Annotated in this window: 15 protein-coding genes; 4 read left to right on the forward strand and 11 right to left on the reverse strand. The window is 73.6% G+C overall.

Annotated features, from left to right (window positions below; translation table 11 throughout):
- Positions 1-21 precede the first annotated feature (21 nt).
- Both clpX and AMPC_RS04715 read right to left on the reverse strand, forming a co-directional pair.
- Entirely contained in the window at positions 22-1302 is a 1281-nt protein-coding gene (clpX, locus tag AMPC_RS04710) for an ATP-dependent Clp protease ATP-binding subunit ClpX (RefSeq protein ID WP_248344738.1), read from the reverse strand.
- A 127-nt stretch (positions 1303-1429) separates the two neighbouring features.
- Positions 1430-2044 carry a hypothetical protein gene (locus AMPC_RS04715; protein ID WP_248344739.1) on the reverse strand — a complete coding sequence of 205 codons (615 nt, stop codon included), beginning with the start codon at positions 2042-2044 and terminating at the stop codon, positions 1430-1432.
- Positions 2045-2108: 64 nt separating this feature from the next.
- Here AMPC_RS04715 and truA point away from each other — a divergent pair, with 64 nt between their 5' ends.
- Entirely contained in the window at positions 2109-2906 is a 798-nt protein-coding gene (truA, locus tag AMPC_RS04720) for a tRNA pseudouridine(38-40) synthase TruA (protein ID WP_248344741.1), read from the forward strand.
- Here the strand turns inward: truA and AMPC_RS04725 are convergent.
- From AMPC_RS04725 to AMPC_RS04755, 7 genes are all read right to left on the reverse strand, one after another.
- The gene (locus tag AMPC_RS04725) at positions 2885-3067 is read right to left on the reverse strand and encodes a hypothetical protein (protein WP_248344742.1); all 183 of its coding nucleotides are present in this window, start codon (positions 3065-3067) and stop codon (positions 2885-2887) included. The two genes, truA and AMPC_RS04725, sit on opposite strands and share 22 nt — an antisense overlap.
- Positions 3064-3267 carry a ribbon-helix-helix domain-containing protein gene (locus tag AMPC_RS04730; RefSeq protein WP_404800630.1) on the reverse strand — a complete coding sequence of 68 codons (204 nt, stop codon included), beginning with the start codon at positions 3265-3267 and terminating at the stop codon, positions 3064-3066. The genes AMPC_RS04725 and AMPC_RS04730 overlap by 4 nt, the downstream gene beginning before the upstream one ends.
- A 131-nt stretch (positions 3268-3398) precedes the next feature.
- Positions 3399-4253 (reverse strand): ATP-dependent sacrificial sulfur transferase LarE, encoded by an 855-nt coding sequence (larE, locus tag AMPC_RS04735; RefSeq protein WP_248344743.1) that lies wholly within the window; start codon positions 4251-4253, stop codon positions 3399-3401.
- A gap of 116 nt (positions 4254-4369) precedes the next feature.
- Positions 4370-5068 carry an adenylyl-sulfate kinase gene (gene cysC, locus AMPC_RS04740; protein WP_248344744.1) on the reverse strand — a complete coding sequence of 233 codons (699 nt, stop codon included), beginning with the start codon at positions 5066-5068 and terminating at the stop codon, positions 4370-4372.
- Positions 5069-5309: 241 nt separating this feature from the next.
- Complete coding sequence (locus tag AMPC_RS04745; RefSeq protein ID WP_248344745.1) at positions 5310-5999, reverse strand: HesA/MoeB/ThiF family protein; 690 nt, start codon at positions 5997-5999, stop codon at positions 5310-5312.
- Between the two features lie 18 nt (positions 6000-6017).
- On the reverse strand, positions 6018-6269 hold the full coding sequence (locus AMPC_RS04750; RefSeq protein WP_404800631.1) for a sulfurtransferase TusA family protein: 252 nt from the start codon (positions 6267-6269) through the stop codon (positions 6018-6020).
- Positions 6266-6994 carry a HesA/MoeB/ThiF family protein gene (locus tag AMPC_RS04755; RefSeq protein WP_248344746.1) on the reverse strand — a complete coding sequence of 243 codons (729 nt, stop codon included), beginning with the start codon at positions 6992-6994 and terminating at the stop codon, positions 6266-6268. Before AMPC_RS04755 ends, AMPC_RS04750 begins: the two co-directional genes overlap by 4 nt.
- A 67-nt stretch (positions 6995-7061) precedes the next feature.
- Here AMPC_RS04755 and AMPC_RS04760 point away from each other — a divergent pair, with 67 nt between their 5' ends.
- Positions 7062-7928 carry a hypothetical protein gene (locus tag AMPC_RS04760; protein ID WP_248344747.1) on the forward strand — a complete coding sequence of 289 codons (867 nt, stop codon included), beginning with the start codon at positions 7062-7064 and terminating at the stop codon, positions 7926-7928.
- Between the two features lie 21 nt (positions 7929-7949).
- On the opposite strand, the gene AMPC_RS04765 is transcribed toward AMPC_RS04760, so the two are convergent.
- Together AMPC_RS04765 and AMPC_RS04770 are read right to left on the reverse strand one after the other, a co-directional pair.
- On the reverse strand, positions 7950-8324 hold the full coding sequence (locus tag AMPC_RS04765) for a hypothetical protein (RefSeq protein ID WP_248344748.1): 375 nt from the start codon (positions 8322-8324) through the stop codon (positions 7950-7952).
- Positions 8324-10561 (reverse strand): TIGR02266 family protein, encoded by a 2238-nt coding sequence (locus tag AMPC_RS04770; RefSeq protein WP_248344749.1) that lies wholly within the window; start codon positions 10559-10561, stop codon positions 8324-8326. The genes AMPC_RS04765 and AMPC_RS04770 overlap by 1 nt, the downstream gene beginning before the upstream one ends.
- A 127-nt stretch (positions 10562-10688) precedes the next feature.
- Between AMPC_RS04770 and AMPC_RS04775 the strand changes: the two genes are divergently transcribed.
- Together AMPC_RS04775 and fdxA are read left to right on the forward strand one after the other, a co-directional pair.
- Entirely contained in the window at positions 10689-12020 is a 1332-nt protein-coding gene (locus AMPC_RS04775) for an inositol-3-phosphate synthase (RefSeq protein WP_248344750.1), read from the forward strand.
- A gap of 15 nt (positions 12021-12035) precedes the next feature.
- Positions 12036-12365, forward strand: coding sequence for a ferredoxin FdxA (gene fdxA / locus AMPC_RS04780; RefSeq protein WP_248344751.1), 330 nt, complete (start codon positions 12036-12038; stop codon positions 12363-12365).
- Positions 12366-12432 lie beyond the last annotated feature (67 nt).

Consider the following 12432-nt stretch of genomic DNA (forward strand, 5'->3'; position numbering starts at 1 on the left):
GTTGCTCGGCGGCACGGTGTGTCAGGCGAGCTTCTTCTCCTTCTCGAAGGAGAGCAGCGGCGGCTCCTTGTTCAGGATGACGCCCTCGGTCACCTTGCACTCCTTCACGCCCTCCCGGTAGGGGACGTCGTACATGATGTCGAGCATCGCCTGCTCGAGGATGGCGCGCAGGCCGCGGGCGCCCGACTTGCGGCGCATCGCCTCGCGGGCCGAGGCGCGCAGCGCCTCCTTGGTGAAGGAGAGCTTCACCTTCTCCATCTCGAACAGCTTCACGTACTGCTTCGTGAGGGCGTTCTTGGGCTGGGTGAGGATGGTGACGAGGTCGTCCTCGGAGAGATCCGCCAGCGTGGCGATGACCGGCACGCGCCCGACGAACTCGGGGATCATCCCGAACTTCACCAGGTCGGTCGGCTCGACCTTGGCGAGCAGCTCGCCGAGCGACACGTCCTCCTTCTTGTCGATCTTGGCGCCGAAGCCGAGGCCCCGCACGCCCACCCGGCGGCGGATCGCCTGCTCGATCCCGCAGAAGGCCCCGCCGACGATGAAGAGCACGTTGCTCGTGTCGACCTGGATGTACTCCTGCTGGTTGTACTTCTTGCCGCCGCGCGGCGTGACGTTGGCCCGGGTGCCCTCGATGATCTTGAGGAGCGCCTGCTGGACCCCCTCCCCGCCCACGTCGCGGGTCGGCGACGGCGTGTCACCCTTGCGCGCGATCTTGTCGATCTCGTCGATGTAGACGATGCCGCGCGCCGCCTTCTCCACGTCGTAGTCGGCGTTGTGGAGCAGGTTCTGGATGATGTTCTCGACGTCCTCGCCGACGTAGCCCGCCTCGGTGAGGCTGGTGGCGTCGGCGATGGTGAACGGGACGTTCAGGAAGCGCGCGAGCGACTGGGCGAGCAGGGTCTTGCCCGAGCCCGTGGGCCCGATGAGCAGGATGTTCGACTTCTGCAGCTCGACGTCGTCCTGCCCCGGCTTCTGGCCCGGCCGCTGCACCCTCCCCGGCTTCTTCGCGTAGACGCGCTTGTAGTGGTTGTAGACCGCGACCGAGAGCACCTTCTTCGCCCGGTCCTGGCCCACCACGTAGTCGTCGAGGAACGACTTGATCTCGGCGGGGGTCGGCAGCGAGACCGCCGGGCGGCCCTCGTCGCGATCGGCCTCCTCGGCGATGATGTCGTTGCAGAGCCGGATGCACTCGTCGCAGATGTAGACGGTCGGCCCGGCGATGAGCTTGCGCACCTCGCGCTGGCCCTTCCCGCAGAAAGAGCAGCTCAGGTTTCCGTGGTGGTGCTCTTTGCGGCTCACGCGTCCCTCTCGAGGCAAATGTTACATCAACTGTCCCCGGCCACCCAGTCCACGGCCGCGGCGCGTTCGGCTCGGGTCCGAATATAGTGAGCCAACAGACGCGAAGCCCGCCCCGATTCCGGGTGGGTCAACCGTCCACCAGCTCCTCGATGTCCTCCGCCAGGGCCTCCGCCCGTTCGGCGACCACCTTCGGGACCGCCTCCTCGCCTCGCAGCGCCTGCGCCAGCCGTCGAGCCTGGGCGAGCAGCCGGGCCAGCCGCTCCCCCTCCTCGGGCGGCGGCGGCTTCGGGGCCGGCCCGAAGCGCTCGGTCAGCTGCCGGTTCACGGCCGCGGCGCTCGGCGCCTCCCAGACCTGATCCCGGAGCTCCTGGTAGCTCTCGGCCGGCAGGCGGCCGGCCGCCTCGGCGCGCGACAGCACCTCGATCACCTCGAAGGACGGCGGGGGCTTGGGCGGGTTCCGCTCGGTCGCCACCTGCGGCTCGTGCCGCTCGAGGAAGCCGTAGCTCAGGGTCAGCTTCTCCGCCGTCTGCTTGCGGATGAAGAGCTCCTTGGCGCAGTAGGCGTCGAAGCTCGGATAGCCCCACTCGCGCCAGAGGGCGTCCCGCTTCACCTGCGTGAGCAGCCGACCGAACTCCACCCAGGCGCTCTTGAAGCGCTGCGCGCCCTCCAGCACCTTGCGCCGGAGCGAGTCCTCCGGGAGCTCCTCCGCCCGCGCGCCCAGCTTCTCTGCCGTCGATGCCATCTTCGGATCTCTTCTCGCTTTTCTCGCTTCCCCGACTCCGGAAGGGAGGCGAAGCTAGCACGCCATGCAGAACCGCCGCTATGCGCTCCGGATCGCCTACGACGGCGCCGCGTTCCGGGGCTTCCAGCGCCAGCCGGGGCTCCCCACGGTGCAGGGAGCGCTCGAGGACGCGCTGGCGCAGACCGGCCTGCGCGCGCGGCTCGACATGGCCGCCCGGACCGACGCCGGGGTCCACGCCCTCGCGCAGGTGGTCACCTTCACCGCCCGCTCGCGGCTCGCGCCGGCCGAGCTGCGCGCCGCCCTCAACGCGCGCACGCCGCCCGGCCTCCTCTGCCTCGACGCGGTCGAGGTGGCGCCGTCGTTCCACGCGCGCGCCTCGGCGGTGTCGCGCACCTACGTCTACCTGGTGGGGCTGCCGCCGCCCGAGCCGCTCCGGCCCTACGCCTGGAGCCTCCCGGATCCGCGCAGCTTCCCGGAGGCGCGCGGACCGCTCGACGTCGCGGCGATGCGCGCGGCGCTCTCGCAGGCGGTGGGGGAGCACGACTTCGCCGGCTTCGCGCGGCCGGGGGAGCAGACCGCGAAGCTCGCCGTGGATCCCGAGGCCACGGTGAGGACCCTGCTCCGGGCCGAGGTGCACGAGGCGGGCTTCGGCCCGCTCTACGCCATCGTCCTAGAGGGACAGGGCTTCCTGCGCGCCATGGTGCGCCACCTCGTCGGCACCGCGGTCGCGGTCGGGGTGGGCGCGGCCCGGCCGGACGTGGTGGGCGAGCTGCTCCGGGCGCGCGAGCGGTACCGGGGAGTGCGGGCCCCGGGCTGGGGGCTCACCCTCGCCCGGGTCACCTACCCCGCCGAGATCTTCTGACGCTCGGAGACGGCGTCGAGCTGCCGCGCCCGGAACAGCTCCTCGAAGAAGGAGAAGACCGGGACGCGGGCCGGCTCGGAGTGGCCGGCGGTGAAGCGCGCCGGGCGCACCCAGAACGACGTGCCCGAGCCCTCCTCGGGCCGCTCGGGCAGGGGGCTCAATTGCGCTCCTCCGGGTCGACCTCGATGGCGGCGCCGTACTTCACGAGCAGGTCGGCGACCGCCTCGCGGAGGTAGTCGGACTGGCGGATGCGGGTGGCGCGCGCCAGCTGGCGAAGCTGGGCGGCGAGCGGCGGGGGAAGGCGGACCAGCATGGGCTCGAGGCGAAGCTGCTGGGGGTCGTGGATTTCCTGGGCGTTCATGTAGGCTCCCTGCTCCCGTTGTTCACTTGCACCTACACGCTACCACCTGCCCGGCAGGGGTCAAAAAAAGTGCAAGCGGTCGATGTCGGGGGCCGGACGCGCCGCTCCGGGCGGCGCGGGAAGCCGGCGGGCTACGCGACCACGGGCAGGGACACGCCCGCGAATTCGTTGAGACTTCCGGAGCGGAAGGGCTCGAGGTCGAGCACGGCCCGCTTGAAGCCGGCGCCCTTCACCGCACCGGCGAGCTCCGCTCGGAGCTCGAAGGCCCGGGCGAGCTCGTCGGCGGCCACCTCGACCCGGCCGATCCCCTCGTGGTAGCGGACCCGGAAGTTCTTGAGCCCGAGGGCCCTCACGCCGGCCTCCGCCCGCTCCACCTGCGCGAGCCGCTCGGGCGTCACCGCCAGGCCGTACGGCAGCCGCGAGGCGAGGCAGGCCATCTGCGGCTTGTCCCAGGTGGGCAGGCCGAGCGCCTCGCTCCAGGCGCGCACCTCGTCCTTCGTGAAGCCGGCCTCGGCGAGGGGCGAGCGGACGCGGTGCTCGGAGGCCGCGACGTGCCCCGGCCGGTGGTCCCGCTTGTCGTCGGCGTTGAAGCCGTCGAGCACGGCCGCGAGACCGTGCTCGCGCGCCGCGGCGTCGCAGAGCCGGTAGAGCTCGCTCTTGCAGTAGTAGCAGCGGTCCACGGGGTTGGCGGCGTAGCGGGGGTCCTCGGCCTCGTGGCTCTCGACCTCGAGGTGGCGCACCCCGAGGGTCCGGGCGAGCGCCCTCGCCTCCTCGCGCTCGACCTGGGGGACGCTCGGGGAGTGCGCGGTGAGCGCGACCGCCCGCTCGCCGAGCACCCGGCGCGCGACCGCCAGCACGAACGACGAGTCCACGCCCGCCGAGAAGGCCACGAGGGCGCTCCCGCAGTCGCGGATCGACTGCTCGAGCGCCGCCATCTTCGCGGCCGAGCCGCGCCGGATCCCTTCCATGAGCTGCTGCCGTTCCATGTCTCTCCGCCTTCGCCCCCGCGACTGGGGCGCACTTCATAGCACGCGAAAGCGGCGCGCGCCGCGCCCCCGGGTCGGGAACGCGGCGCGAGGGAAACCTGCGCGGAGCTCGTGGGCTAGCGCTTCGACTTGCGCGCCGGCTTGGCGTTTCGCGCCGCCACCTTCCGCGGCGCCTTGCGGGCGGCGGCCTTCGCCGCGAGCTTCTTGCGCGCGCCGTTGCGGGCCGCCTTCTGCGCCCGCTTCGGCTTGAGGCCGCCGGTGAGCCGCCCGAACTCGGCCGGCCCGATGTACTTCACGTCCACGAGGGCCTGGAAGATCCGGTTGGCCTCGACCTCGACCCGCTCCTGGTCGGAGCGCACCACGAGGTCCGGGTGGACCGGCGGCTCGTAGGGATCGTCGTAGCCCGGCACGTTCTTGATCTCGCCCGCCATCGCCTTGCGCAGCCGTCCGGAGCGCTCCTGGAGCGTCGTGAAGTCGCACTCGACGAAGATCTCGACGAAGCGCCGGATCTCGCGCTTGAGCTGCTCGCGAGGCTCGCGGTGCGGCGAGAGGGAGGCGCAGACCGCCACCGCGCCGTTGCGGGCGAGCAGCTTGGCGACGTAGCCGAGCCGGCGGACCGCCACGTCCCGGTCGTCCTTGGTGTTGCCGAGCCCGCTCGTGAGGACCTGGGCCGGGTCCTCGCCGTCGAGCAGCTCGGCGGGACGGCCCACCGCGGCGAGCCGCTTCGTGAGGTAGCTCGCGAGGGTGGTCTTGCCGGCGCCGTTCATGCCGGTGATCCAGATGACGAACCCGCTGCTCTGCGGCTGCGATTCCATCTTGCCTCCCCGGACGGGTCGGGCGCGCGGGGCGGCGGAATGCGGCCCCGGCAGCCTCGGGAAAAAACCTGAATGATTTGCAGTATACCCGGCAGATCGCCCGAAAGAAAGAGAACGATTGCCGGGCACTATCCAGCAAAGCCCTGCAATTCCGGCCGGTTCGCGCTTTGGCTTGACTGTCCGTGCAAACACGCCCCGGACGGGGGCGTCCCTTGGACGGCGCGCGTGGCGACGTCGAGCGCTAGAGCGGCCGCGCCGTTCCGCAGGCGCAGCCGGGCTGCCGGACGGTCACCCGAGCCGCCGGATGGCCGCGGACGAGCTCGATGCGCCGCGCGCGCGGCTCCGGCGTGAGGAACGCGAGCAGCAGCGTGAGCTCGAGGGCGGCCAGGGCGGAGGTGGCGGCGTAGCCGGCGGGGAGCCCCGTCCGCTCGCTACCGGCCCGGAAGGAGCACTCGAAGCAGGGGCCGCCCACCGGGACCACCGTCACGGTGCCCCCCTCCCCGTCCACCTCGGCCACCACGTGCGGCAGGCGCGCCTCGAAGCAGGCCTTCGCGGCGGCGCGGGTCGCGTCCGGGGACTCGAGGCAGACGAGCGCGGCGGTCGGCCCGGGACCCCGGCCCTCGGGCTCGGCGTAGACGAAGCGGTTGGCGGCGTCCACCGCCTCGAGCGCCAGCTCGAGCCGCGGCTTGCCCTCGTCGGCCGGCCCGTAGAGCCAGCCGGACCGGTCCGCCGGAGACACCGGCGCGGCGTCGTCCACGATGACCGCGCCCACGCCCGACTCCGCCAGGTAGATCAGCGCCGGTCCGGCGAGCGGGCCGGCGCCGTACACCTTCACCCGGGCCGCGCGGAGCCGCTCCTGCCCCATCTCGCCCACCCCGGGGAGGATGAGCTGCCGTGCGTACCGCGCGATCTCCGCTTCCGAAAGCGCCATCTCTCGCTCCGTGGACGACTAGAACGCCGCCTCTCGCGGCAAGCCCTTCTCCAGCACCACCGCCCACGCGCCCGCCCCCTCGCCGCTGGCCGGGGCGCGCGACAGCACCCGGTGGCCCTCCTCCTCGGCGGTGCGGGGCACGCTGTCGAGCGGCTCCCCCTCCTGGAGCAGCACCTCCAGCCGCTCCCCCGGCGCGAGCCGGTCGAGGGCGATCCGCGTCTTCACCCAGGTCATCGGGCAGGCGTAGGCGCGGATGTCGAGCCGGCTCACGCCGCGCCCCCGCTCGGCGCCGGCTCGGCCGCCACCCCGACGCGCCGACCGCCCTCGCAGCCGATGCAGTCCATCCGCTTTCGGACCGGCACGAACCGGGCCCGCGCCGACCGGGCGTCGTAGACGAGCAGCCGCCCCGCGTAGGCGCCGCGCTCGCCGGAGAGGAGCCGCAGCGCCTCCTGGGCCATGAGCGTGCCGGCGATGCCGGCGAGCGGCCCCAGCACGCCCGCCTCCGCGCAGCTCGGGACCGAGCCGGGCGGGGGCGCCGCCTCGAACAGGCAGCGCAGGCACCCCGCCACCCCGGGCGCGATGGTGAAGAGCTGCGCGGTGTAGCGGAGCACGCCGCCGTGGACGAGGAGCCGCCCGGTCGCGACCGCCACGTCGCTCGCGAGGAACTTGGTCGAGAAGTTGTCCGAGCCGTCCACGATGAGATCGGCGGCGCGCGCGAGCTCCAGGGCGGAGGCGTCGTCGAAGCGGCGATCCACCGCCTCCACCTTCACGCCCGGGTGGACGCGCGCCAGCCTTCGCGCCGCCGCCACGACCTTGCGCTCCCCCAGGTCCCGCTCGCCGAAGAGCGGCTGCCGGTTCAGGTTCGAGGTCTCGACGGCGTCGTCGTCCACCAGCACGAGCCGGCCCACGCCCGCCGCCGCGAGCGTGAGCGCCACCGGCCCACCGAGGCCGCCGGCTCCGACGACGAGGACGCTGCGGCGCGAGAGGTCGCTCATGGGTGCCAGTTGTATGGGAAGTGCGCCCCCGCGGGCAAGGAGGACGCAAAGGGTGTATGGGAGCCGCGTGACCTCGCTCCGACGCGCCCTCTGTCCCGCCGCCCTGCTCGCGGCCGCCTGCGCCCACGCGCCGCCGCCGCCGCTCTCGGATCCGCCGCTGCCGCAGGCCCGCCTCGCGCTCCGGGCGCCGGAGCGGATCACGGCCCCGCTCGGCCCCACCCGGCTCGCCGTCCGCCTCCGCAACGAGGGGAACCGCTGGGCGCTGCTGGAGGTCGATCCGCACCTGCTCGCCGTCGAGGGGCGCGACGAGGCCGGCCATCCCCTCCTCTGCCGCGCGCCGAAGCGGGCCCGCGCCCGGGCCCCGCTCGAGCTGCGGCCGGGCGCGAGCCGCACGCTGGTCGTCCACCTCGAGGATCGCTGCGCGGTGGCGACGCCGGGGAGCTACACGCTCCTCTTCTCGTACCGCGCCCCCGCCGCCGAGGGGCAGGAGCCCTACGAGGTGGCCCCGGTCGAGGTGAAGCTCACCGTCGCGCCGGCCTCGGCGCCGCCCGCGCCGTCGCCCGCGCCCGCTCCGGCCGCCGGCGGTCCCGCCGAGGCGGTCCCCTCCCCGGCGGCGCCCGCTGCTCCGGCCACGCCGGCCGCCCCCGCGCCGCGGGCCGACGCCGCTCCGGCGACGCCGGCGCCCCCGGCATCGCCGCCCGGGGCCGCGGCGCCCGCGCCGGGGCCGGACGGCGTCGCCGCGCGGAACGCCTGCGTCGATCGCGAGCTGGCCCGCCGCGGGCTCAACGCCTTCGGCGACCGTCCCGGGACGGTGTACGCCGGCGGCACGCCGCTCTTCGACGAGCGGACCGGCCGCACCGCGGACCGCCACGAGCACGTCCTCTCCCGGCAGCCGTCGATCGCCGCGGCGTGCCCGGCGAGCCCGGCGCGCTGAACGAGGTCCGGCCGGCGGGCGTCAGATCGAGACGACCGCCCCGCCGCGCCCGAAGCGCCAGAGGGCCGGCAGGCTCTCGATGGCGTCGAGGCCGAGCGCCGCCGCGTCGCCGGAGAGGCCGGCGAGCCGCACCGCGGTGTCGCAGGCGACCACCCGCAGCCCGAGGTGCGCGCGGGCCTCGTCGAGCGTCTCGCGGATCGACGGCACGCCGGCCGCGGCCGCCTCGTGGGGCGCGCCCTCGTCGAAGCGGTCGAGCGCCCAGGCGCGCAGCGCGTCGAAGAAGAGCGCCAGCCGGACGTCGTCGCCGAGCGCCGCCGCCGTGGCCGCGAGCGTCGCGGCCTGGTAGCGGGCCTCCCAGCCGGTAGACCGGAGCAGGAACAGCGCCGGCGAGGCCATCAGCGCCTCCCGAAGAGGCGCCCGAAGAGCCCCTTCTTCTCGCCGGCGTCGCGCGCCGGAGCCGGCGGGCCGCCGCCCTCGCCGGCCCGCTCGAGCGGCCGCGCCCCCTCGGGCGCGCTCTGGGCCTCGGGCAGCTGCAGCTTCTCCCGGAGCGACTCGGGCGTGTCGAGCGTGGCGAGCTGCGCCGCGGTCACCTGCCCCGTCGCGAGGTTCCGCGCCTCCACCGACAGGATGCCCTCCTGGCCGAGCGAGAACTCGACCGAGAGCCGCACCTCGCCGCGCGGCGCGGGCGGGAGCCCCTCGAGGCGGACCGTCCCGAGGTACTCGCACTCCGAGGCCTTGGGCGAGTCGCCCTGGAACACCGCCAGCTCGAGCTCCTCCTGCCCGTCGCGGGTGGTCGCGATCTCGTAGCCCTTGCGCGCCGGCAGCCGGCTGTTGCGCGGCAGCACCGGCGCCATCCGCCCGCCGGGCAGCCCGACGCCGATCCCCATCGCGAGCACGTCGATGAGCACCACCGAGTCGATGCGGGTCTCGGAGTCGGCGAGCAGCGCCGCGCCGATCGCGACCGCCTCGTCGGGGTGGATGCTCTTGTTCGGCTCGCGCCCGAAGGCCTCGCGGACCTTGCGCCAGACGAGCGGCATCCGGCTCTGGCCGCCGACGAGCAGCACGTCGTCGAGGTCGTCTGGGCCGAGCCCCCGGGCCGAGAGGACGTCGCGGCAGACCTGGACGGTCCGGTCCACGAGCCGCCCGGTGAGCTCCTCCAGCTCGGCGCGCGTCACCTCCACCTCGAGGTCCGCCGGCTTCCCGGCCGCGTCCCGCAGGAGGAACGGCACCCGGGCCACCGCCCGCTCCGCCGTGGAGAGCGCGATCTTGGTCTCCTCGGCCGCGTCCCGCAGCCGCTGCCAGACCACGCGGTCGTCGGGGAGCTGCAGCCCGGTCCGCTCGACGAAGGCGTAGGCGAGGTGGTCCACGAGCTGGTTGTCGAAGTCCACCCCGCCGAGGAAGGTGTCGCCGCCGGTCGAGACCACCTCGTAGATGTCGCCCTGGATCTCGAGCACCGAGGCGTCGAAGGTCCCGCCGCCGAGGTCGTAGATGAGGACCCGCTCGTCGAGCCCGCGGCCGTGGCCGAACGCGAGCGCCGCGGCGGTGGGCTCGTTCACGATGCGGACGATGTCCAGCCCGGCGAGCTTGCCGGCCTCCCGGACCGCCTGGCGCTGGTGGTCGTTGTAGTAGGCCGGGACGGTGACGATGGCCCGGTCCACGGTGAAGCCGAGCGCCTCGGTGGCGACGGTGCGGATCTCCTGCAGCACCAGGGCCGAGACCTGCTGGAGGGAGAAGTCGCGCCCGGCGAAGCGGACCGCGGCGGCGCCGTCGTGCCCCTCCACGATCTCGTAGCTGAACCGGTCGCGGCAGGCCTGCACCGTGGGGCTCGCGAAGCGGCGGCCGACGAGCCGCTTCGAGCCGTAGACGGTGTTGCGCGGGTTCACCAGCATCTGCCCCTTCGCGGCGTGCCCCACGAGGAGGCGCCCGTGCTCGTCGTAGGCGGCGATGGAGGGGATGGTGCGGTAGCCCTGGCGCGAGGAGAGGACCCGCGCCTTGCCGCCCTGCACGACGGCGACGCAGGAGTTGGTGGTGCCGAGGTCGATGCCCACCACGAGCGACTTCCGCGCGCTCGCGGCGGCCGCTCCCCGCGCCTCCTCGCCGGACGGGCTGGCGGGCGGCGTGGCCGGAGCGGGCGCGGTGCGCGGGCCAGGCGCGGCGACCGGCGCGTGCGCGGAAGGTGCCCGGGGCGCGGCGACCGGCGCGGCCGTCGTCGGGGGCGCCGGGGGCCGGGGCGGGGCGGAGGCGGCGGCCGGCGCGGACGCCGCCGGGCTCCCGGCGGGCGGCGAGCCCGGGAGGTGGGCGGCCACGATCTCCTCGAGCAGCGCCTGGCCGGCCGGATCGATCTCGACGAGCCGCACGCCCATGCCGGGGTCCCGGGGGGGCTCGCCCGGCGCGGCGGGGGACTGGGTGCGGGTGACGACGCCCTTGGCCCGGATCTGCCGGGCGCCCGCGTCCACCTCGACGAGCAGCGTCACCGGCGTCCCGACCGGCTTCGGGTCGCGGGTGCGGATGAAGAGCCCCCCCCGCGACAGGTTCACGGCCTGCCGCTCGACGAGGTCGTCGAGCGTCCCGTAGGAGAGCTTGATGCTGAGGCCTACCGCGACGCGTGGTTCGCGCCGCCTCTCGTCCGCCATAGGGCGTGCATCTTACCCCCGTTCTGGGGCCTCGGCCCAAAATCCCCCTTGCCTTCGCCGCTCCGGCGGGGCTTGTCGCACATGACGCCGTCGGAGACTTTTGGACCAGCACCAGAGGGGAGCCAACATGGGCCAGGAAGCCGGCAGCACCCGGATGTCGATCGCGCCCGCCAGCGGCAAGCTGGCGGTGCTCCTGCCCGGCCTCGGGGCCGTGGCGACCACCCTCATCGGCGGCGTCGAGGCGGTGAAGCGCGGCCTGGCGAAGCCGATCGGGTCCCTGACGCAGATGGGGACGATCCGGCTCGGCAAGCGGACCGAGCACCGCTCGCCCCTCATCCGGGAGCTGGTCCCGCTCGCGAGCCTGGAGGACCTCTGCTTCGGGGGCTGGGACGTGTTCCCCGACTCCGCCTTCGACTCGGCGGCCCACGCCAAGGTGATCGAGCCGGCGCTGCTCGAGCAGGTCCGGGCGCCGCTCGAGGCCATCCGGCCCATGGCGGCGGTCTTCTCCCCCGAGTACGTGAAGCGGCTCCACGGCACGCACGTGAAGCAGGCCCCGACCAAGCGGGCCCTGGGCGAGGCGCTGCGGGAGGACATCCGCCGCTTCCTGAAGGAGAACGGCTGCTCCCGCGCCGTGATGGTCTGGTGCGCCTCCACCGAGATCTACATCGAGCGGAGCGCGGTCCACGCGAGCCTCGCCGCGTTCGAGAAGGGGCTCGACGAGAACGACCCGGCCATCGCCCCCTCGATGATCTACGCCTGGGCCGCGCTGAAGGAGGGCGTGCCGTTCGCGAACGGCGCCCCGAACCTCACCGTGGACGTCCCGGCCATCGTGGAGCTCGCGCGCAAGCAGCGGCTCCCCATCGCCGGGAAGGACTTCAAGACCGGCCAGACGCTCATGAAGACGGTCATCGCGCCCATGCTCAAGGCGCGCATGCTCGGGCTCGTCGGCTGGTTCTCGACCAACATCCTCGGGAACCGCGACGGCGAGGTGCTCGACGATCCGGGGAGCTTCAAGACGAAGGAGGTCTCGAAGCTGTCGGTGCTGGAGCACATCCTGCAGCCGCACCTCTACCCCGACCTCTACGGCCACTTCGACCACAAGGTGAGCATCCACTACTACCGGCCGCGCGGCGACAACAAGGAGGGCTGGGACAACATCGACATCGCCGGGTGGCTCGGGTACCCGATGCAGATCAAGGTGAACTTCCTCTGCCGCGACTCGATCCTGGCCGCTCCGGTGGCGCTCGACCTGGCGCTGTTCATGGACCTCGCGGCGCGCGCGGGCCTCTCCGGCATCCAGGAGTGGCTGTCCTTCTACTTCAAGAGCCCGATGGTCGCGGAGGGGCTCTACCCGGAGCACGACCTCTTCATCCAGCTCCAGAAGCTCAAGAACACCCTGCGCCACCTCGCCGGCGAGGAGCTCATCACCCACCTCGGGCTTGATTACTACGAGCACTAGGGACAGGTAGCCCCCATGGCCTACGTCGTCGCGGAGCCCTGCATCAAGTGCAAGTACACGGACTGCGTGGAGGTCTGCCCGGTCGACTGCTTCTACGAGGGGCAGAACTTCCTCGTCATCCACCCGGACGAGTGCATCGACTGCGGCGCCTGTGAGCCGGCCTGCCCCACCAAGGCCATCTTCCCGGAGGAGAGCCTCCCCGAGAAGTGGAAGGAGTACACGGGGCTCAACGCCGATCTCTGCAAGACCTGGCCGAACATCACCGAGAAGAAGGACCCGCTGCCCGACGCGGACAAGTTCAAGGACGTCGAGGGCAAGCGCGGCGACCTCGTGATGGAGCCCTAGCTACCCGCCGCGGGCCCTCCCGCAGCGCGGAGGGCCGCGGGGGCGGCCGGCGCCGGGGCGGGGCCGC

Origin of the sequence: Anaeromyxobacter paludicola, assembly GCF_023169965.1 — a bacterium.
GTDB lineage: Bacteria > Myxococcota > Myxococcia > Myxococcales > Anaeromyxobacteraceae > Anaeromyxobacter_B > Anaeromyxobacter_B paludicola.